The organism is Shimia sagamensis (assembly GCF_900182745.1).
Classification (GTDB): domain Bacteria; phylum Pseudomonadota; class Alphaproteobacteria; order Rhodobacterales; family Rhodobacteraceae; genus Shimia; species Shimia sagamensis.
In genome coordinates, this window is sequence record NZ_FXTY01000002.1 from 665530 (window position 1) to 686236 (window position 20707).

At 59.5% G+C, this 20707-nt stretch carries 21 protein-coding genes and 1 riboswitch; of the genes, 14 read left to right on the forward strand and 7 right to left on the reverse strand.

The genetic code is table 11. The annotated features are described in order from the left end of the window. The first annotated feature begins 5 nt into the window (after positions 1 to 5). Positions 6 to 983, forward strand: coding sequence for a GlxA family transcriptional regulator (locus tag QOL67_RS07745; protein ID WP_283425382.1), 978 nt, complete (start codon positions 6 to 8; stop codon positions 981 to 983). A gap of 20 nt (positions 984 to 1003) precedes the next feature. Here QOL67_RS07745 and QOL67_RS07750 read toward each other — a convergent pair whose 3' ends face one another. Genes QOL67_RS07750 through cobO form a run of 4 tightly spaced genes read right to left on the reverse strand, consistent with a single transcriptional unit; the run spans position 1004 to position 3762 of the window. Further along, positions 1004 to 2437 carry a cobyric acid synthase gene (locus tag QOL67_RS07750; protein WP_430458941.1) on the reverse strand — a complete coding sequence of 478 codons (1434 nt, stop codon included), beginning with the start codon at positions 2435 to 2437 and terminating at the stop codon, positions 1004 to 1006. A 16-nt stretch (positions 2438 to 2453) separates the two neighbouring features. Then, positions 2454 to 2798: a Lin0512 family protein gene (locus QOL67_RS07755; RefSeq protein ID WP_283425384.1), complete on the reverse strand. Its 345-nt coding sequence runs from the start codon at positions 2796 to 2798 to the stop codon at positions 2454 to 2456. Continuing rightward, a complete protein-coding gene (locus QOL67_RS07760; protein ID WP_283425385.1) occupies positions 2795 to 3145 on the reverse strand; it encodes a Lin0512 family protein in 351 nt (116 codons plus the stop codon). Before QOL67_RS07760 ends, QOL67_RS07755 begins: the two co-directional genes overlap by 4 nt. Then, complete coding sequence (gene cobO, locus QOL67_RS07765; protein ID WP_283425386.1) at positions 3145 to 3762, reverse strand: cob(I)yrinic acid a,c-diamide adenosyltransferase; 618 nt, start codon at positions 3760 to 3762, stop codon at positions 3145 to 3147. The genes QOL67_RS07760 and cobO overlap by 1 nt, the downstream gene beginning before the upstream one ends. 39 nt (positions 3763 to 3801) lie before the next feature. Next, positions 3802 to 4016: riboswitch (cobalamin riboswitch) on the forward strand. A gap of 77 nt (positions 4017 to 4093) precedes the next feature. On the opposite strand from cobO, the gene QOL67_RS07770 reads away from it, so the two are divergent. The 7 genes from QOL67_RS07770 to cobJ are packed head-to-tail and all read left to right on the forward strand — an operon-like array spanning position 4094 to position 12106. After that, complete coding sequence (locus tag QOL67_RS07770) at positions 4094 to 4474, forward strand: DUF1636 family protein (RefSeq protein ID WP_283425387.1); 381 nt, start codon at positions 4094 to 4096, stop codon at positions 4472 to 4474. Beyond that, complete coding sequence (gene cobW / locus QOL67_RS07775; protein ID WP_283425388.1) at positions 4474 to 5580, forward strand: cobalamin biosynthesis protein CobW; 1107 nt, start codon at positions 4474 to 4476, stop codon at positions 5578 to 5580. The genes QOL67_RS07770 and cobW overlap by 1 nt, the downstream gene beginning before the upstream one ends. A 5-nt stretch (positions 5581 to 5585) precedes the next feature. After that, positions 5586 to 8870: a cobaltochelatase subunit CobN gene (gene cobN / locus QOL67_RS07780; RefSeq protein ID WP_283425389.1), complete on the forward strand. Its 3285-nt coding sequence runs from the start codon at positions 5586 to 5588 to the stop codon at positions 8868 to 8870. Next, entirely contained in the window at positions 8867 to 10000 is a 1134-nt protein-coding gene (locus tag QOL67_RS07785) for a cobalamin biosynthesis protein CobG (protein ID WP_283425390.1), read from the forward strand. The genes cobN and QOL67_RS07785 overlap by 4 nt, the downstream gene beginning before the upstream one ends. After that, on the forward strand, positions 10000 to 10629 hold the full coding sequence (locus QOL67_RS07790) for a precorrin-8X methylmutase (protein WP_283425391.1): 630 nt from the start codon (positions 10000 to 10002) through the stop codon (positions 10627 to 10629). The genes QOL67_RS07785 and QOL67_RS07790 overlap by 1 nt, the downstream gene beginning before the upstream one ends. Next, complete coding sequence (gene cobI / locus QOL67_RS07795; protein WP_283425392.1) at positions 10626 to 11357, forward strand: precorrin-2 C(20)-methyltransferase; 732 nt, start codon at positions 10626 to 10628, stop codon at positions 11355 to 11357. The genes QOL67_RS07790 and cobI overlap by 4 nt, the downstream gene beginning before the upstream one ends. Beyond that, on the forward strand, positions 11354 to 12106 hold the full coding sequence (gene cobJ / locus QOL67_RS07800) for a precorrin-3B C(17)-methyltransferase (protein ID WP_283425393.1): 753 nt from the start codon (positions 11354 to 11356) through the stop codon (positions 12104 to 12106). The genes cobI and cobJ overlap by 4 nt, the downstream gene beginning before the upstream one ends. A gap of 57 nt (positions 12107 to 12163) precedes the next feature. Here the strand turns inward: cobJ and QOL67_RS07805 are convergent, their stop codons facing one another. Then, the gene (locus QOL67_RS07805) at positions 12164 to 12898 is read right to left on the reverse strand and encodes a cobalt-precorrin-6A reductase (protein ID WP_283425394.1); all 735 of its coding nucleotides are present in this window, start codon (positions 12896 to 12898) and stop codon (positions 12164 to 12166) included. Between QOL67_RS07805 and cbiE the strand changes: the two genes are divergently transcribed. The 6 genes from cbiE to cobF are packed head-to-tail and all read left to right on the forward strand — an operon-like array spanning position 12897 to position 18043. Continuing rightward, positions 12897 to 14093 carry a precorrin-6y C5,15-methyltransferase (decarboxylating) subunit CbiE gene (cbiE, locus tag QOL67_RS07810; RefSeq protein ID WP_283425395.1) on the forward strand — a complete coding sequence of 399 codons (1197 nt, stop codon included), beginning with the start codon at positions 12897 to 12899 and terminating at the stop codon, positions 14091 to 14093. The genes QOL67_RS07805 and cbiE overlap by 2 nt on opposite strands. Continuing rightward, the gene (locus QOL67_RS07815; RefSeq protein ID WP_283425396.1) at positions 14090 to 14455 is read left to right on the forward strand and encodes a cobalamin biosynthesis protein; all 366 of its coding nucleotides are present in this window, start codon (positions 14090 to 14092) and stop codon (positions 14453 to 14455) included. The genes cbiE and QOL67_RS07815 overlap by 4 nt, the downstream gene beginning before the upstream one ends. Continuing rightward, positions 14452 to 15246: a precorrin-4 C(11)-methyltransferase gene (gene cobM / locus QOL67_RS07820; RefSeq protein ID WP_283425397.1), complete on the forward strand. Its 795-nt coding sequence runs from the start codon at positions 14452 to 14454 to the stop codon at positions 15244 to 15246. The genes QOL67_RS07815 and cobM overlap by 4 nt, the downstream gene beginning before the upstream one ends. Before the next feature lie 6 nt (positions 15247 to 15252). Further along, a complete protein-coding gene (locus QOL67_RS07825) occupies positions 15253 to 16572 on the forward strand; it encodes a cobyrinic acid a,c-diamide synthase CobB (RefSeq protein WP_430458939.1) in 1320 nt (439 codons plus the stop codon). After that, positions 16569 to 17291, forward strand: coding sequence for a uroporphyrinogen-III C-methyltransferase (gene cobA, locus QOL67_RS07830; RefSeq protein ID WP_283425399.1), 723 nt, complete (start codon positions 16569 to 16571; stop codon positions 17289 to 17291). The genes QOL67_RS07825 and cobA overlap by 4 nt, the downstream gene beginning before the upstream one ends. Beyond that, on the forward strand, positions 17288 to 18043 hold the full coding sequence (gene cobF, locus QOL67_RS07835; RefSeq protein ID WP_283425400.1) for a precorrin-6A synthase (deacetylating): 756 nt from the start codon (positions 17288 to 17290) through the stop codon (positions 18041 to 18043). Before cobA ends, cobF begins: the two co-directional genes overlap by 4 nt. Here the strand turns inward: cobF and QOL67_RS07840 are convergent. Next, positions 18040 to 19185 carry an iron-containing alcohol dehydrogenase gene (locus QOL67_RS07840; protein ID WP_283425401.1) on the reverse strand — a complete coding sequence of 382 codons (1146 nt, stop codon included), beginning with the start codon at positions 19183 to 19185 and terminating at the stop codon, positions 18040 to 18042. The genes cobF and QOL67_RS07840 overlap by 4 nt on opposite strands. Positions 19186 to 19278: 93 nt before the next feature. Next, positions 19279 to 20661 carry an aldehyde dehydrogenase family protein gene (locus tag QOL67_RS07845; protein ID WP_283425402.1) on the reverse strand — a complete coding sequence of 461 codons (1383 nt, stop codon included), beginning with the start codon at positions 20659 to 20661 and terminating at the stop codon, positions 19279 to 19281. Positions 20662 to 20707: the final 46 nt, after the last annotated feature.

The following is a 20707-nucleotide window of genomic DNA, read 5'->3' on the forward strand; positions in this document are numbered from 1 at the left end:
CTGATATGCCTGAATCCGCAGAATCCAGTGTTTTTCGCTATGACCCAGCGCCGCTGAACGTGGCCATTCTGGTGCTGGACGAGTGCAACACACTCAGCTTCGCCGCCACCGTCGACCCGATGCGCGCCGCCAACCGCCGCGCGGGAAAGACCTTGTTTGAATGGCAGTTTTACACCGCCACAGAAGCGCCGGCGTCTCTCACAAGCGGATTACAAATCAACGGCTTAGCCATCGACCAACTGCTGCGCTGCGATCTGCTTCTAGTGGTGGCTGGCTTCCGCCTTGAAGAGCAAGCCACGCCACGCCTGTTGGCCTCCCTGCGGCGGCTCTACGCCACCGGCACCTCCATTGCAGCCATCGACGGCGGCCCTTGGTTTCTGGCAAAGGCAGACCTGCTAGATGGCCACAACGCCACCACCCACTGGGAAGACATCGAAAAATTCTCCCAACAATTCCCAAAGGTTACAACGCTCCGGGATCGCTTCTGCATCTCTGGTCGCATCGCCACGTCCGGCGGTGCCAGCCCCTGCATCGACATGATGCTCTACCTGATTGAGACCCGCTACGGCACCGACCTTGCCCACCGTGTCAGCAGCGCCTTTCTCTACGACCCCATGCCCGCCAGCGCCCAACGGCCTATATCGATCCCGCGCACAATTCACCGTCACCCAAGAGTGATCACAGCTTTGGACCTCATGGGGCAAACCCTCGACGCGCCGCTCCCCATCCCGGAAATCGCAATAAAAACAGGGATTTCCACGCGCACATTGGAACTCAACTTCCAGACCCACCTGCGGAAATCTCCGCAAGCAGTCTATCTGACCATGCGCCTGGAAGAAGCCCTGCGCCTTGCTACAGAAACCCAAACATCCGTGCGCGACATCGCACTTGCGACAGGTTTCAACAGCCCCACCAGTTTCGCCCGTGCCTTCAAGGCCGCACACGGCACCTCCGTGCGCGCATTGCGAACACAACGACGCTAACCAACTGAATTTATGCGCCTCTAACGCGCCACCGCCAACAACCCATCCACATCCAAATGCATCTCAATGTGGTCCGCCAAACGATCCAGCACCGCTTCCACGGTGGCGTCATAGCCCTCATTGCCAACTTCAGCGCCCAATGCAGACAGCCACGCCCGCCGAAATCCGTCGTCCCGGAACATGCCGTGCAGATAGCTGCCAGACACGCGTCCGTCAGACGAAACAGCCCCCTCGTCACGTCCTTCGACAGAAGCAAATGGCCTTGTCCGATCCGCGCCGTCAGTACGACCAATATGGATTTCATAGCCTCGAAAAGCTTGACCTGTTGGCATGTGTACCGCTTGAGTTTCGGTCAATCTCTTGTCCTGCGTCATCTCCGTGACCACATCCAACAGCCCCAAGCCATCTGTCGTTCCAGCAGGCCCTTCTATGCCTTCCGGATCGCGAACCTCGCGACCAAGCATCTGATATCCACCACAAATCCCCAGCACATGACCTCCACGCCGCACATGCGCCAGAAGGTCCACATCCCAACCCTGCTCCCGCAAAAACGCCAGATCGCCCCGCGTAGATTTGCTGCCCGGAAGGATCACCACATCGGCATCTCCAGGAATGGGCTCTCCAGCCCGCAACATGGTCAACGACACACCTGGCTCCTGCGCCAATGGATCAAGGTCATCAAAATTCGCAATCCGCGACAGTCCTAGGCAGACCACCTTCAGCCCACCTTCGCGTTCCGCATTCTTGATGTCGAGCGCATCTTCGGCGGGCAATTTCCAAGCCTCGCCAAAATACGGCAGCACCCCAAAACCCGCCCAGCCGGTCGTGTCTTTAATCAGCTCGTAACCGTCATCAAACAAACTGGGATCACCGCGAAACTTGTTCACAAGGAACCCCGCCACCAGCACGGCATCTTCCTTAGAAATCACCGCCTGCGTGCCAACAACCTGCGCGATCACACCGCCGCGGTCGATGTCTCCCGCCAAGACCACCGGCACATCCGCCGCCTGCGCAAAGCCCATATTGGCAATGTCACCCTTGCGCAGGTTCACTTCCGCTGGGCTGCCCGCGCCCTCAACAATCACCAGATCATTATTTGATTTCAAACGGTTGAAACTCTCCAAGACCGCCTGTATCAACTGCGGTTTCAGCGTCGCGTACTCCCGCGCTTTTACCGTTGTCAGCCGCTTGCCCTGCACCACAACCTGCGAGCCCACATCCGTTTCCGGCTTCAACAGCACCGGGTTCATGTCCACCGTCAACGCTTTGCCGCAGGCCAAAGCCTGCAACGCCTGCGCCCGGCCAATCTCGCCCCCATCACTGGTCACAGCCGCATTGTTGGACATATTCTGCGGCTTAAACGGCGCCACAGACAGCCCCCGCCGCGCTGCCGCCCGGCATAGCCCAGCAACCAACATCGACTTGCCGACATTAGAGCCAGTGCCTTGAATCATAAGCGCTTTGGTCACATCACACCTGCTTGGGCAAAAACGCTTCAACCGCCGCTGAGGCGATCACCAGCACGTTGCCATCATCCGGATTGGTCACGTTCATGCCGCCAAGCACAGCTTTTACCTCGGCCCGCCCGCGCGGCAGCTTTTTGACCAATTCGGTGCAATCCACCTTCTCCGGCTCCTGCACACCAACCGTCACCTGTACCCGCATCTCTTTGGGGTCTTTGCCAAGGGCGGCAAACATCGGGATTGCCGAATGGCGGATCGCATCTTCAATCGCGCGTGCGGCGGCCTTGGTATAGTCCTGACCATATTGGTCGTTGCCCATGCCCATTTCGATGATGAAGCGTTGATCCTTCATGCTGCCACCTCAACATCCAAAGCCACAGAGATCGCGACATTGGCAATCACCGTTGGATTTCCGCCATCGTCGCGCGGCACATCCAAGCCGCCTTTCACAGGTTTTACAGTGACTTGGCCATAGGGAAAGATCGCTGCGATGACTTCTGCGTCGATCTTCTCAGGCTGCTGCACGGCAACTTCCACTGTGATGATCATCTCAGATTTGTCTTTGCCAAACAGCTCGGCCAGATTGATGGAGTTGTGCCAAAGTGCGTCTTTCACTGCTCGCGATGCAGCCTCCGTGTAGTCCTGTCGCCGAAGCGACGACCCCATGCCAAATTCGGTGAGCAGACGCTTTACGGCCATCAGAATTCCACCCCGGCCTGCGCCTTGATGCCATCACGGAACGAGTGTTTTAACAAAGTCATCTCGGTCACCAAGTCAGCTGCTTCGATCAGCTCCGGCTTGGCATTGCGCCCGGTCAACAAGACATGCGTCATGTCGGGCTTCTCGCTCAGAAGAAAATTGACCACATCGTCGATGTTCAAATAATCGTTGCGCAGGGCGATGTTGATTTCATCCAGCATCACAAACTTGTTCGCCGGATCGCGGATCAGCTGTTTGGCCAATTCCCAGCCAGCTTCAGCCTTTGCAATGTCGCGCTCGCGATCCTGGGTTTCCCAAGTAAAGCCTTCACCGGACACGTGAAATTTGACTTCGTCGGCAAAATGTTCTTCCAAAAACGCGCGCTCACCCGTGGCCATCGCGCCCTTGATGAACTGAACAACCGCCACAGGCATGTCGTGGGCGATACAGCGCATGATCATACCAAAACCAGATGAACTTTTGCCTTTGCCCGGCCCGGTGTGCACCATGATCAGACCCTTTTTCTCGGTCTTGGTGGCCATCATCCGGTCCCGCGCAGCCTTGATTTTTGCCATCTTCGCCTTGTGGCGCTCGTTATGTTCGACGCTATCAGACATGCTGCCTCTCCGTTCCGACTTGACTCAGCCGTGATGATTGCCCATTCGGGTGTCGCTGGTTCCTGCTCGTTTGAGCAGGTGAAAAGGGAATGTGAAACGGGCCCAACGTCAAGGCCCAAAGCGCAGCCGCCCCCGCGACCGTGACCGGAGAGGTCCGCCGCAGCCACTGGAGGTATCCGGGAAGGCAGGCAGACCACAGGCATTTGATGCCGAGATCCGCAAGCCGGGAGACCTGCCAGCAAAAATGACATAAACCGGACGGGGTGTTTCGGTGTCGGGCTCTCCAAAGATGTCCCGTGTTGCCCCGTCCCTGAAAAGGGACTGAATACCAATGGCTGACGCAACCGCGCCTGTCGAACTGCTTGTCTGCACCACCTGTCGTGCCGGCATGCCAACCGACGTTGAGGGGCCGCGCCCCGGCACGCAACTATTTGATGCTCTCAACGCCTCCGATCTGCCTGACAATGTCACGATCAAAGGTGTGGAGTGCTTTTCCAACTGTGATTTTGGCTGTTCCATCACCATTCGAGGTGGAGATGAGCGCTGGACCTACGTGTATGGCAATTTCACCGGCGAAGATGACGCGGAATTGGTCGCAGATGGCGTAACCAAATATGCCGCCACCACCGATGGTCTTGTCCCATGGCGCGAACGCTCTACCCATTTCCGTAAAAACTGCATCGCCCGCATTCCCCCTCTGGAGACCAAATAATGAGCACGCTTGAAAAACTCCCTGTCACTGTCATCACCGGCTTTCTGGGCTCTGGGAAAACCACGCTGGTGCGCAGCTTGATGCAGAAGCCACAGAGCAAGCGGCTTGCGGTGATTGTAAACGAATTTGGCGACGTGGGCGTGGATGGCGAAATCCTGAAGTCCTGCGCCATTCCGGATTGCCCGGCCGAAAACATTCTGGAACTTGCCAACGGCTGTATCTGCTGCACCGTGGCGGATGACTTTATCCCGACCATTGAAGCACTCATGGCGCTGGATCCACGTCCGGAACACATTCTGATTGAGACCTCCGGCCTGGCCCTGCCCAAGCCACTGCTGAAAGCGTTTGATTGGCCGGATATCCGCTCCAAGATCACCGTCGATGGCGTGATTGCACTCGCAGATGCCGAAGCTGTGGCTGATGGCCGTTTTGCCACCAACGTCGCCGCTGTCGATGCACAGCGTGAAGCCGACGAAGGGTTGGACCACGAAACACCATTGTCCGAAGTGTTTCAGGATCAAATCAACTGCGCCGACATCGTGCTGCTGACCAAGCCGGACCTCGCCGGACCTGAAGGCACAGCCAAAGCCAAAGATATCGTGTTGAAAGCTGCGCCACGAGCCTTACCAGTTGTGGAAGTGGCCGAAGGCGAAGTGGATCCCCGCGTAATTCTGGGGCTCGAAGCGGCCGCAGAAGACGACATTGATGCCCGTCCCTCCCATCACGAGGATCATCATCACCACCACGGTCATGACCATGATCACACAGATGAGCACGGTGAGGATCACCACCATCATCACAGCCATGACCACGATCACGACGCCTTCAACAGCATTGTGGTAGATGTGCCGGAACAGTCTGATCCCGCTGCCTTTGCCGCCAAGATCGAGAAAATGGCCAAAGATCAGAACATCTTGCGTGTGAAAGGCTATGCGGCTGTGGCGGGCAAACCAATGCGCCTGCTGGTACAAGCGGTCGGTGCGCGTGTGCGGCATCAGTTTGACCGCCCTTGGAAACCCGAAGAAGGCCGCCAAGGCCGCATGGTCGTTATTGCCGAACAGGGTGACGTAAACGTCGATGCGATCCGCGCAGCTCTGGTAGACTAAGCGCCATGCACGTTGTCTTTCGCGAAAGCCATGGTCTGGATGAGGCCGACACACCGATGGATCTGGGTCAAGCCCCGGCCGATCTTGTCGTGTTGTCCTTTTCCGACAGTGACCTCGGCGCTTTCGCGGCAGGCTGGCACCGCAGCAATGGCGACTTGCCAACGTTGCGGTTGGCCAATCTGACGGCACTCAAACATCCGCTGTCAGTGGACACCTACATCGAACAGACACTTGTTGGTGCAAAAGCCATCCTGATCCGTCTGATTGGCGGGATTTCCTATTGGCAATACGGCATCCAACAGGTGCAGGCGCTCGCGCAGGAAAAAGGCATCGCTTTGGCGGTTCTGCCTGCCGACGGGCGGCCTGATGAGCGGCTCGATCAAGCTTCCACCCTGCCCGTCTCCACGCTGCATCGCCTGACGCACCTGTGCGACACCGGCGGCGCGATTGCGGCGCAGGCTGCGTTAGCACAACTGGCGCTGGCCGCGGGGCTTTATGCGAAACCGGTGATGGGCTCCAAGGCACTGCCAGAACATGGTGGATGGACCCCAGAGGGGGGGCTCTGTGATCCGATAAAAAATCGCGATACAGAAAATCCGTTGATCGCGCTGACCTTTTATCGCGCATACGTCAGCTCCGCCGACACGGCCCCGATCGAAGCGTTGTTTGAAGAATTCCGTGGCCGTGGATTTGACGTGATTGGCCTGTTTGCACCCTCGCTCAAAGTTCCGTCCTCCGCCGCATGGCTGGCAGAAACACTCAAAGCGCTGTCCCCGGCCGCCATCGTGAACGCCACATCTTTTTCCGGCAAAGGCGACAGCGGCACCTCCCCCCTTGATGCCACGGACGCACCGGTTTTTCAGGTCGCGCTCGCCACTTCGCGCAAGAAAGCTTGGGCGGAATCCGAGCGCGGATTGGCCCCTGCTGATCTCGCCATGCATGTGGTCTTGCCCGAGGTGGACGGTCGCCTGTTTGCAGGCGTGGCGTCGTTCAAAGAACCGGGGAAAAAAGACGAAGCGCTGGAATACTCTCGCTTTGCCCACCGCGCGCTGCCAGAGCGGATTTCTGCGATTGCCGACAAAGTCGAAGGCTGGGTCAATCTCGCCAAGAAACCCAATGCCGACAAGCAGATCGCCTGTGTTCTGAGCACCTACCCCGGCAAAGACTGGAACATGGCCCATGCCGTTGGACTGGACCCGCTCGCCAGCGTTGAAGCCGCTCTTGAGGATTTGAAGGCGGCTGGGTTTCAGACAGCAAGTGCCGACGGACTCGAAAACGCGCTGCTGACCGAAACCGTTGCGTGGCCGCTAGAGGAGTACCTGTCCGCACTTGCATGGCTACCCGAAACCCTACGCGACGACCTAACCGAGGTTTGGGGCGCTCCCGAAAACGACCCGACTTTTGCCAATGGCGCTTTCCACTTCAAAGCCACCAAACGCGGCAACGTGCTTGTGGCCCTGCAGCCTGAGCGTGGCAGTGACCAGCAGCGCGTAGACGAATATCACGATCTCTCCCGCGTGCCGCGCCACAGCTATGTCGCCTTCTACCTCTGGCTCCGCCATGCACTCAAATCCGACGTGCTGATCCATGTTGGCGCGCACGGCACGTTGGAATGGCTGCCGGGCAAATCCGTGGCGCTGTGCGATGACTGCTGGCCCGAGGCTCTGATTGGCGATCTACCGGTGATCTACCCGTTTATCGTGAACGACCCCGGTGAGGCCGCGCAGGCCAAGCGCCGGATCAACGCGCTCACGCTTGGCCACGTACCACCTCCACTCAAGCAATCTGCGACGCCGGACCGGTTTGCACGTCTGGAAACCATTTTGGATGAGTTCTCCAACGCTGACGGTCTGGACCCGAAACGCCGTGACCGGCTGCAAACCGACATTCGAGACGAGGCCGAAGCCCTTGGTTTGCAAGCGGAATTGGGGCTGGACGACGCCACTTCCTTGGCGGAGGCCATCACCCGCATCGATACTTTTGTCTGTGACATCAAAGAAAGCCAGTTTGGCGACGGCTTGCACATCTATGGCCGCGCGCCACAGACCGCAGGTAGTTTCGACGTTGCTCCCTCTGCCACCGCAGAACGTGATGCGTTGATCAAGGCTCTCGAAGGCAAGCGCATTGAGGCAGGCCCGTCCGGCTCGCCTTATCGTGGACGCCACGACGTGCTGCCCACGGGGCGCAACCTCTACACCACCGACCCGCGCTCGGTCCCGTCACGCTCCGCCTATGCGCAGGGTGTGAAACTTGCCGAAGAGCTGGTCCGCCGTCATCTGCAAGAGGAAGGCGACTACCCCAAAAACCTGATTGTGGACCTTTGGGGCTCCGCCACCATGCGCACAGCTGGCGAGGAATTTGCCATGGCGCTGCATCTTTTGGGGGCGAAACCCGTTTGGGACGAAGGCTCTGAACGGATCTCTGGTGTGGAAATCCTGCCCATCGCCCTACTGGACCGTCCCCGCATCGACGTGACGCTGCGCGTATCCGGTCTTTTTCGGGATGTCTTCCCCACGCTGTCCACGCTGTTTGGCCAAGCGATCAAAGCCCTCGCTGAACGCGACGAGGCTCCAGACTGGAACCCCTTTGCAGGTCGCATCACCGCACCGCGTGTCTACGGACCTGCGCCCGGCAGTTATGGCCTTGGCATGGGCCATGAGATTGAAAACTACTCAGACGAGGGCCGCAAATCAGCAGGCGAAGCCTGGCTCAACGCCTCCTCCTATGCGCTGGATTCCGGCGACGGCACCAAAGACCTCGACGGCATCCGCGCCCGCGTTGGTGCCGCTGACAGCTTTGTGCACCTGCAAGACCTACCCGAAACCGATATTTTGGTGGCATCCGATTACGCCGCCCATGAGGCTGGATTTGCCGCCGCGCAGGCCATCACCGGTGGCGAGGCCAATCTCTACCACATGGACAACACCAACCCGGACAAGCCGCGCGCGCGCAGCCTGACCGAAGAAATCGCCCTCGTTGTGCACGCCCGGGCCACCAACCCGGATTGGCTCGCAGGCATGATGCGTCATGGGTTCCGGGGCGGTGCAGAGATTGCCGCCACGCTGGATCACATGGGCGCCTTTGCCAACTTGGCTGGCGCGGTGCCCCCGCAACTGTTTGACGCTTACCACGATGCGACGCTGGGCAACGACGAGATTGTCACTTTCCTTGAGCGCGAAAACCCGCAAGCGCTGGCCGCGATGAGGGACCGCTTTACCGCACTGCATGAGGCAGGATTATGGGTCACCCGCCGCAACTCCATCGCCGCCGAACTGGAGCGCCTGCCATGAGTCGCCCAGACGCCAAAGGTTGGTGCCCCGGTGCCTATAAACCAATGATGTCCGGCGACGGTCTGGTGGTGCGCGTGCGCCCAATGATGGCGCGACTGACCAAAGCGCAAGTGCTTGGTTTGTGCGAAACATCCGAGAAATTTGGCTCCGGTCTGATTGATCTGACCAGCCGCGCCAACCTGCAAATTCGCGGGGTTGCGGAAGCGGACCACGAGGCCGTGCTGGCTGCGCTCAATTCGCTGGACCTGCTGCCAGATGATCCCGCCTTGGAAAGCCGCCGCAATATCCTGATCCCGCCGCTGTGGCAGGACGGTGATGTTACATACCGCGTGGCTACCGAATTGGTGGCCCGCCTTGATGAACTTCCTGACCTTCCGCCGAAGATGGGCTACGCCGTCGACCTGCAAGGCGGCCCACAACTCTCTGATAAGTCCGCAGACTTCCGCATTGAGCGTGACGCCAACGATGGCATGATCCTACGCGCTGACGGGGCGTCCCGTGGACGTGTTGTGACCGTGGAAACAGCCGTAGATGCCCTTCTGGAAATGGCACGTTGGTTTGTCGACACCAATGGCCCTGCCCGACGCCGCATGGCCGCACACGTCGCGCTGACGCCTTTGCCAGTGGATTGGCAAGCCGTAGTGCCCGCCGCACCGCAAAAGCCACCCGTGCCCGGAGACACTTCGCTAGGTGCGATATTCGGCGTGGCCTTTGGCCAGATTGAGGCGACGCAACTGGCCACCTTGATCACAGCGACCAAGGCAGACGCCATGCGTGTCACGCCGTGGCGACTGTTTTTGCTGGAAGGCGCTGACATGTTGGACACAGCGATGTTCATCACAAACGTGCACGATCCGCTCCTGCACGTCGACGCCTGCCCCGGCACGCCTTTGTGCAATTCCGCCACCGTGGAAACCCGCCAACTTGCGCGCCAATTGGCCAGCCAATTGCCAACACCCCTACACGTCTCTGGCTGTGCCAAAGGCTGCGCCTTGCCGCGCCCCTGTGCGACAACATTGGTCGGCAATGACGGCGCATTTGATCTTGTGAAAAACGGCCGCCCATGGGATGCGCCTGTCAAAACCGGCCTCTCGCCGGACATCTTGCTTGAAGCCCGAGGAGAGCTTTAGTGCCCTACGAATATGAAAAAAACGGTCAGGCGATCTATGACGAAAGCTTCGCCACCATCCGGCGTGAGGCCGCGCTGAACGGCTTTGACAAAGACGAAGAGCAAGTTGTGGTGCGCATGATCCACGCCGCAGGCATGATCGGATTGGAGCAGCATGTGAAATTCACGCATGGCATGGTTGCGGCTGCGCGCAAAGCCATGGAAGACGGGGCGCCGATCTTCTGTGACGCGCGCATGGTTAGCGAAGGCGTGACCCGCCCGCGTCTACCTGCGGGCAACCAGGTGATCTGCACCCTGCACGCCGAGGGCATCTATGAGTTGGCCACCAAAATTGGCAACACCCGCTCTGCCGCCGCGCTGGAACATTGGCGTGACAAATTGGGCGGGGCCATTGTCGCCATTGGCAATGCACCAACCGCGCTCTTTCACCTGTTGAACATGCTCGAGGATCCGGACTGCCCGCGCCCCGCGGCCATCATCGGCTGCCCAGTGGGCTTTGTCGGCGCGATGGAAAGCAAAGACGCGCTTTGGAATGACCAACCGGTGCCCTGCATGATTGTCGAAGGCCGCCTTGGCGGCTCCGCCATGACTGTGGCCGCCATCAACGCAATTGCGAGCCGCAAAGAATGAGCAAGACTGGAACGATTTACGGCGTCGGGCTTGGCCCCGGCGATCCTGACCTGATGAGCGTACGCTCTCATCGATTGATCACCAATGCCAAACACGTGGCCTTTTTCCGCAAGGCAGGCCGCAAAGGCCAAGCGCGCGCCATTGTCGATGGCATGTTGCCAGAAACGGCGATTGAGTTCCCGATGGAATACCCGGTCACCACGGAAATCTCCGTGCATGACCCACGCTACAATGAGGCCCTGTCAGCATTTTATGAAGAGGTCACGCAACACCTGATCGACCTGGCCAATTCCGGCGAAGACGTTGTGGTGCTCTGTGAAGGTGATCCGTTTTTCTACGGATCTTTTATGCACATCTACGCCCGCGTACGTGATGTTGTTCCGACCCATGTTGTGCCTGCCATTACCGGTATGTCCGGTGCGTGGACTGCCACCGAGGCTCCCATCACCTGGGGTGACGACGTGCTGACCGTACTGATGGGCACATTGGACGAGGAAAAGCTCACCCGCCACATGGCGGATACCGACGCGTTGGTGGTGATGAAAATCGGCTCCAACTACGACAAAGTCATCCGCGCATTAAAAGCGTCAAATCGCTATGACGAAGCTTGGCTAGTACAGTTTGCCACCATGCAGAAACAGAGCGTGAAAAAGCTGTCAGAAACCACGGATCACGGCACGCCATATTTCTCGATCATTGTGGTGCACGGCCAAGGACGACGACCATGAGCGGCTGGGTCCAAATTGTAGGCATCGGCCCGGGTGACGACGCGCTTGTCACCCCGCAAGTTCAGGCTGCCGTGGCTGAGGCAACCGACGCGGTTGGCTATATCCCTTATGTGGAACGTGTTGCGCAAAACCCGAACCTGACTCTGCATGCATCCGACAATCGAGTGGAAATTGACCGCTCCCGCCACGCTTTGGAAATGGCCTCCCAAGGCAAGCGTGTGGTGGTGGTCAGCTCCGGCGACCCCGGTGTGTTTGCAATGGCTGCTGCCGTATTTGAGGCGGTGGAGCATGGTGATCCCACATGGCGTGATCTCGACGTCCGTGTGCTGCCCGGCATCACGGCCATGTTGGCAGCCTCTGCAGCCTGTGGTGCGCCATTGGGCCATGATTTCTGCGCAATCAATCTCAGCGACAATCTCAAACCTTGGGACCTCATCGACAAACGCCTGCGTCTGGCAGCGGAGGCAGATTTCGCCATGGCGTTTTACAATCCACGCTCCAAGTCCCGCCCGGAAGGCTTTGAAAAAGCGCTAAAAACGCTCAAGGAAAGCTGCGGCGACAACCGCCCGATGATCTTTGCCCGCAATGTTTCGCGCGCGGATCAGACCATCAAGATTGTACCGCTGCAAGAGACCACACCGGACATGGCGGACATGCGCACAGTTGTGCTTTTGGGCTCCAGTCAAACTCGTATTATCGAGCGAAACGGTGCCCCAATGGTGTACACACCGCGTTCGGTGGATGGATAGGTGACTCCGCAGGCCGATCAGACGACGGAACAGCACAGCCAATTGCGGCTGCACCTGTCAGCCTGCGAGCCAATCCAATACCGCCTCAGCCGTCGCAACGTCACCGCGGGGCGGAAGCGCGGGCCGATCAATCATAATCACCGGCAGACCCAAGTCTCGCGCTGCGGTCAATTTGGCTTCAGCGCCAATGCCGCCAGCGTTTTTGCAGACCACCACCTCGATACCATGCTTTTGCATCAGCGCGCGGTCTCCCGCCACGTCAAACGGCCCCCGTGCCACAACAACCGTGTGGTGGGGCAACTCCGGCGTGACTTCAGGCTGATCCACAAGGCGCAAAACATAGTGGTGCTGCGGCTGCGCGGCAAAGGCGGGCACGTTCAATTTTCCCAGCGCCAAAAGCACGCGTTTGGCCTCCCCCGCCAAGGCATCCACGACCCCATCAATGTCCGCCACAGGTCTCCAGTGATCTCCGGCTTGCGCCTGCCAAGCCGGACGTGTCAGCGCGACCAAATCTGTGCCAACCTGCTGACAAGCTTCATAGGCGTTCCAACTCATCTGCGCCGCAAAGGGATGCGTGGCGTCCACCACATGGGTGATGTTATGCTCTTGCAAATACTGGACCAATCCAGTCACACCGCCAAAGCCTCCCACCCGTGTGGGCAAGGGCTGTGCTTTAGGGCTGGACACACGTCCGGCATAAGAAAACACGGCCTCAACACCGCGCGCCGCCAAGGTGCGCGCCAACAGGCTGGCCTCGGTTGTGCCACCGAGAAGAAGGAGTTTGGGCGCCATGTCTGAAAATCCGTGGTTGACCATTGTTGGTTTGGGCGAAGATGGCCCAGAAGGCCTGTCGCCCGCAAGCTGCAAAGCGCTTGAAGACGCTGAGGTGATCATGGGCGCAGAACGGCATTTATCGCTGTTGCCAGACCTATCGGCAGAGCTCATCACATGGCCGGTGCCATTTGCTGACGGCATTCCGCTGCTGCTGCAACACCGCGGCCGCAAAACCGTAGCGCTGGCCTCTGGCGATCCTTTCTGGCACGGCGCAGGCACCTCACTGACCAAACACCTGGACAGAGGTGAGTGGCTCACTTTGCCCGCGCCGTCCACCATGTCACTCGCCGCTGCCGCCTTGGGCTGGCCGCTAGAAAGCACCACCACGCTTGGTTTACACGCCGCCCCCTTTGCGCGCCTACGCCCCCATTTGGCAAAAGGGCAACGCGCCATTGTTACCCTACGCGATGGAGAGGCTGCGCCAACTTTGGCCTCATGGCTCACGGCGATTGGGTTTGGCGCAAGCACGCTGCATGTGCTCGAAGCCCTTGGCGGCCCCCGTCAACGCATCCGAGAGGCACGCGCGCACAGTTTTGACATCAAAGGCATCCAACATCCCGTCTGCGTTGCCATCGATGTCTGCGGTGGCCCGGCGCTCACCTCAGTGGGGGGCAAAGACGACAGCTTCTTTGACAACGACGGACAGATCACCAAACGCCCGGTCCGTGCGCTGACCCTCTCTGCTCTGGCGCCCCTGCCCGGTGAACACCTTTGGGACATCGGCGGCGGCTCTGGTTCCATTGCCATCGAGTGGCTGTTGGCACATCCCACCACACAAGCGACCTCCGTCGAAGTTGACCCAACCCGTGCACAACGCATTGCCCAAAATGCCGCCGGCCTTGGTGCTGACCGCCTCTCTGTCGTCACCGGCGCAGCGCCGGACGCCCTAGAAGACCTGCCCGCGCCGGACGCCGTGTTCATCGGCGGCGGTATTTCCGAGGAGATGCTGCGGACCGTCTGGGACAAACTGCCGGAAAGCGCGCGTCTTGTGGCCAATGCAGTCACGTTAGAAGCCGAAGTTCTGCTCGCCAATTGGCACGCGAACAAAGGCGGCGACCTCTTGCGTATTGAGTTGGCGCAATCTAAGCCTTTGGGCCGCAAGCGAGGCTGGAAATCCAGCTATCCCATCGTGCAATGGAGTGTGCAGAAATGATCGTTGCCGGATTTGGATTTCGCGCCTCTGCAACAGAAGACAGCCTGCGGGATGCGCTTGCGTTAACGGCAATCGCCAATGTCGACGCCATAGCTACACCTGCCGACAAGGCGCAAAGCATCACGCTGCAAGCCTTTGCCAAAGCACACAACTTGCCAGTGCTAGAAATTGACGCCAGCACAATGCAAGCGGTTTGGACGCAGACCCAATCCGCCAAAGTACACGTAAAACGCGGTACCGGCTCTGTGGCCGAAGCTTGTGCTCTGGCTGCACTCACAACTGATGCTATCCTGACCACCCCGCGTGTCGTCTCCAGCGATCGCCTAGCCACCTGCGCCATCGCGCAAGGAGAGCCAAAATGACTGTTCATTTCATAGGCGCAGGCCCCGGTGCCGCCGACCTCCTGACCCTGCGTGGCCGCGATCTGATCGCCGCCTGTCCTGTTTGTCTGTACGCAGGCTCTTTGGTGCCGGAAGCGATCCTGTCACACTGCCCGGACAACGCTCGTGTGATCAACACTGCGCCGCTTGACCTCGACGCCATCGTTACTGAATGCAAAGTCGCGCATGAAGCCGGTCAAGACGTCGCCCGCCTGCATTCCGGCGACCTATCTGTATGGTCTGCTATGGGCGAGCAAATCCGCCGCCTGAAGGCTGAGGGCATTCCCGTGTCCGTTACGCCCGGCGTGCCTAGTTTTGCCGCTGCCGCTGCCGCGTTACAAACCGAACTGACCTTGCCCGGACTGGCGCAATCCGTGGTACTGACCCGCACACCGGGCCGTGCCTCCACGATGCCTGAAGGCGAAACCCTCACCAATTTCGCCGCCACCGGCGCGACACTGGCAATTCACCTGTCGATTGGCAATCTGGACAATGTGATCGCGGATCTCACACCAGCCTATGGCGCAGGCTGTCCTGTGGCCGTGGTCTACCGCGCCAGCTGGCCAGACCAGCAGGTGATCCGAACCACCTTGGCCAGCCTAAAAGACGACGTAACAGAGAACATCACCCGCACCGTGCTGATCCTTGTGGGCCCCGCACTGGCCGGTGAGGGCTTTGATGAAAGCTGCCTCTATGCTTCGGAATATGACCGCCGCTACCGCCCTCAGACCGCAGACAGCCCGTGGTCGAGCTGGCAACACGGCGATGACTAAAGAGAGATGACCCCAATGACTATGCCTCCTGGTATCCTGATCTCCGCGCCCTCCTCTGGCACCGGCAAAACCACGGTGATGCTCGGCCTTCTGCGCGCGCTGGCCGAAGACGGGCTTAAAGTGCAGCCGTTCAAATCCGGCCCGGATTACATCGACCCGGCGTTTCACCACGCAGCCGCCCGCCGTCCGGCCTTCAACCTCGACACATGGGCCATGCCACCCGCGCTGGCTGGGGGAATCTCCGAGCAAGCGCAAGGTGCCGACATCGTCGTGGCCGAAGGCAGCATGGGCCTGTTTGACGGCGTCGCCACACGTGGCGAAAACGGATTTGGCAGCTCGGCGGAAACCGCCTTGATGATGGGCTGGCCTGTGGTGCTGGTGATCGATGTGGGTGGCCAAGCGCAATCCGCCGCCGCGACAGCCTTAGGCTTCAAAACTTACAATCCAGACCTGCCGTTTGCGGGCGTGATCCTCAACCGCTGCGCCTCCCCGCGCCATGAGCGCCTTGCGCGGCTTGGCATGGACAAGGCTGGTGTGAACGTCCTTGGCGTTTTGCCTCGTCGTGGCGATTTGGCTCTGCCCGAGCGTCACTTGGGCCTGATCCAAGCGGTAGAACATCCTGACTTGGAAGAAGCCATCACCGGCTATGCGGCGTTCCTACGGGAACATGTGGACCTCGACGCCATCAAAGCCGCCGCGCGATCCGGCGACGCCAAATCAGGCACCCTGCCCAAGCCGCCCGCGCAACGCATTGCCTTGGCGCGGGACGCCGCTTTCAGCTTCACCTACCCGCATCTTTTGACCGGCTGGCGTAATGCTGGCGCAGAGATCCTGCCTTTCTCCCCGCTTGCCGACGAAGCGCCTGATCCATCTGCCGATCTGGTCTGGCTTCCCGGCGGCTACCCGGAACTTCACGCTGGCAAACTCGCCGCCAACCAAACCTACCTCTCCGGTCTCCGCAAACACGCAGAAACCAAACCGGTGCATGGCGAATGCGGCGGCTACATGGCTTTGGGCACAGCCCTGATCGACAAAGAGGGCACGCGCCACGAGATGGCAGGCCTGCTGGGGCTCGTGACCTCTTACGAGAAACGCAAGTTCCACCTCGGCTACCGCCAAGCCACCCTCAACGCCCCGATGCTGGGCTTTGACACCGGCGCCCGCTTGCGTGGCCATGAGTTCCACTACACCACCATTCTGGAAGAACCCGATGAGCCACTTGCCCAGGTCGGCGACGCGGACGGCAACCCGGTGCCGGAAACCGGCTCCATCAAAGGCCACGTCACCGGCACCTTCTTCCACCTGATCGCAGAGGCCAGCTCATGAGCGGATTTGTCAGTTTCGTTAGCTCCGGCCCCGGAGACCCAGAGCTTTTGACGCTCAAGGCAGTGGACCGCCTCGGCAAAGCCGAAGCGGTTCTGTTTGACGACCTGTCCTCCGGCCCCATCCTGGAGCACGCCAACAAAGAGGCTGATCTGGTGGGCGTGGGCAAACGCGCGGGACGGCCGTCGCCAATACAGGACCACGTCAGCCAGCTCTTAGTGGATTACGCCAAGACCGGCGCCCGTGTGGTCCGCCTAAAATCCGGCGACAGCGGCATTTTTGGCCGTCTTGAAGAAGAGATCACCGCGCTTCAAGAGCATGGCATCGACTTTGAGATCATCCCCGGAGTGACGTCAGCCAGCGCCGCCGCAGCCGCTGCGCGCATTCCCCTCACCCGTCGGCTTGTGGCGCGGCGTGTGCAGTTTGTGACCGGCCATGATGTGGCGGGCGCCCTGCCCGGCGATTTGCACCTGCAATCGCTTACCGACCCCGGAGCAACCACCGTGCTGTTCATGCCCAAGCGCACCTTTCCGGAGCTGGCGGAAAAACTCTTCGCCACCGGTCTGCGCCGCGATTGTCCCGCGTTGTTGGCAGAAAATGTCTCCCGTCCGGATCAAACCCTGACCCGCACCACAATGGAAGCACTGGCGCAGCAGCTCAGCAAAGAGATCAGCAAAGCCCCCGGCATCATTCTCTTTGGCGAATTGGCGGAAACCCCATGACCAAACTGTCTTTGGTCGGCATCGGCTCCGGCAACCCGGATCATTTGACTCTGCAAGCTATCAAAACGCTGGAAAGCGCGGACGTCATTCTGCTGCCGCGCAAAGGCGACGAGAAAACTGAACTGGCCGACCTGCGCCGGATGATCGCCAGTGAACTGCTCTCCTCCACGCCAAAGATTGTCGAATTTAACTACCCTGTGCGTGACGCCGACACGCCGAAATACCTCGATGGTGTGAACACCTGGCACGATGCGCTGGCGGCGATCTGGCAGGACCTCATCGCCACACATGTACCGGAAAATGGCACTGTTGCTCTTATGGTTTGGGGCGACCCGTCCCTGTACGACAGCACCCTGCGCATAGCCGACCGGCTGATCGCGCGGGGCATCGACCTCGATATCACAGTCATCCCCGGCATCACCTCGCTGCAAATGCTGACGGCGGCCCACGCGATCCCCCTCAACACCCTAGGTGGCGCGGTACAGATCACCACGGGGCGCAAACTGCGGGACGAAGGCTGGCCTGCAGACACGCCCACAGTCGCCGTGATGCTGGACGGCGAGTGCTCCTTCCAAAGCTTGGAAGGCGACGATCTTCACATCTGGTGGGGCAGCTATGTGGGCATGGACCAGCAACTCCTGATCGAAGGCCCTCTGTCCGAGGTCTCCGCCCAAATCGTAAAGGCCCGCGCGGATGCACGGGCCTCTAACGGGTGGATTATGGACATCTACCTGTTGCGCAAAAGCGCTTAGATCGTTGCCTCAAACAGCGCGGTCAGGTTGGCTTCGGTCAGCTCAACCGGGTTGCCACCGCAAGACGGGTCAATCAACGCGCCTTTCACCAGCTCCGGAATTGCCTCGGAAGTCACACCAAGGTCAGAGAGCTTGCGCGGGATGCCCATGCTGTCGTTGAACCCCTGAACAAAGGCGCGGAAACCATCGTAGCCGCCTTCGATGCCCAAGTAGCTCGCCGCGCGGTCAAACCGTTCGGTGATCACTGGCGCATTCAGGTCCAGAACCGCAGGCATACAGACCGCATTGGTGGTGCCGTGGTGGCTGTTGAACATCGCGCCAACCGGGTGGCTCATTGCATGAATTGCGCCAAGGCCTTTTTGGAAGGCAGTTGCGCCCATCATCGCCGCGCTCATCATCTGCGCGCGCGCTTCGATGTCACGCCCATCCGCATAGGCCCGTGGCAGGTTCTCGATCACCAGCTTCATGCCTTCGAGCGCAATGCCCTGGCTCATCGGGTGATAGTGCGGGCTGGAATACGCTTCCACGCAATGCGCAAACGCGTCCAGACCTGTGCCTGCAGTGATGAACTGTGGCATGCCCACGGTCAGCTCCGGATCACAGATCACCACGGATGGGAGCACCTTCGGGTGGAAGATGATCTTCTTGGCGTGGGTGACGCTGTTGGTGATCACGCTGGCGCGGCCCACTTCAGAGCCGGTGCCGGCGGTGGTGGGCACCGCCACGATTGGCGCAATGCCGTCTGGGTCGGCACGGGTCCACCAATCACCAATATCTTCAAAATCCCAAACCGGGCGGGATTGGCCAGACATAAAGGCAACCATTTTACCCAGATCAAGACCAGAGCCGCCACCAAAGGCAATCACCCCATCGTGGCCTCCGGCGCGATAGGCTTCCACGCCTGCGGTCAGGTTGATCTCGTTAGGGTTTGGGTCCACCTCAGAAAATAGCCCCCGGCCCAGCCCTGCAGCGTCCATCAGGTCCAAGGTTGCCACGGTGATTGGCAAATTTGCCAAGCCTTTGTCGGTCACCAACAAAGGTTTCTTCATGCCAGCCTGGGCGCAGGCTTCTGCCAATTCCCCAATGCGGCCAGCACCAAATCGGATCGCGGTCGGATACGACCAGTTTCCAGTGAGTGTCATTGTTTTTCCTCAAAAAGTGGATGCCGGGACATTCTGTCTCCGGCATCCGGCTTACCTGTCCTCAAGCCCAATTGCTGAGAACAGATCCCATGATTACACAGTCACCTTTTTCAGGTGATAGCTCTTTGGTCGCGTAAGGTTCTGATACCCAATCACTGACAACCCACCACCGCGCCCGGTGTTTTTGCACCCGGTCCAGCACAGGCTGGGATCCAGGTAGTCGGCCCGGTTCATAAACACCGTGCCGGTCTCAATTTCATTGCCGACGCGCTCAGCGCGCTCCACATCTTTGGTCCACAGCGACGCGGTCAGGCCAAACTCGCTGTCGTTCATCAGTGCAATCGCTTCCTCATCTGAGGACACCTTCATGATGCCAACAACCGGACCAAAACTCTCATCCTGCATCACCCGCATGTCGTGGGTCACATCGGTCAGGATTTGCGGCGTCAGATAGGCCCCGCCATCATCTTCGGCAAAAGTCTCGATATGCGCGGTTGCGCCAGCTTCCAAAGCCTCAGAAATCTGCGCACGCACCTCATTGGCAAAACGCACATTGGCCATAGGGCCAATGGTGGTGGCTTCGTCCATCGGATTGCCCAGCTTGTAGCCTTTCACAATCGCCACCGCCTTGGCCACAAACTCCTCATAGAGGCTCTCGTGCACGTAAATACGCTCGATGCCACAGCAACATTGGCCGGAGTTGAACATCGCCCCGTCAATCAGCGTATCAACCGCTGCATCCACGTCTGCGTCTTCCATGACATAACCCGGATCTTTACCACCCAGCTCAGTGCCGACACCGGTAAATGTACCCGCTGCTGCGCGTTCCATTGCTTGACCGCCACCAACAGAGCCGGTGAAGTTCACAAAATCAAACGCGTTACCCGCGATCAATTCGTTGGTCACGTCATGGCTCAGGAACACGTTCTGGAACACATCTTCCGGCACACCTGCGGAATGGAAAGCCTGCGCCATGCGCTCGCCAACGACCAGCGTTTGCGTCGCGTGCTTCAGCATAACCGTGTTGCCCGCAATCAGCGCAGGCGCGACGGTGTTGATTGCTGTCATGTAAGGGTAGTTCCAAGGCGCGACGACAAAGACCACCCCATGAGGAAGGCGTTTGATGTAACGCTTGAAGGTCTCGTCTTCGCCCACCTGAATGTCCGCAAGGCTCTCTTCGGCAATCGCGGCCATATGGCTGGCACGTTCGTTAAAGCCCCCAAACTCGCCACCATACCGCACCGGACGGCCCATCATCTTGGCAATCTCTGGCACAATCTCATCGTTCATCGCGCCCACAGCCGCAACACCGGCCATCACCAGCTCAACCCGCTCCTGAACCGGCCGCGCCGCCCAGGCTTTCTGTGCGTCTTTTGCGCGTTTGACCGCAGCAAATGCCTCATCCGTGCTCAGCACAGGGCGTTCAGCAAAGACCGATCCGTCGATCGGAGAAATACACGTCAACATGCCGCTCATGGCAACACTCCATCCAGAGGGGGCACTTGCCCCGCTTTCTCATTCA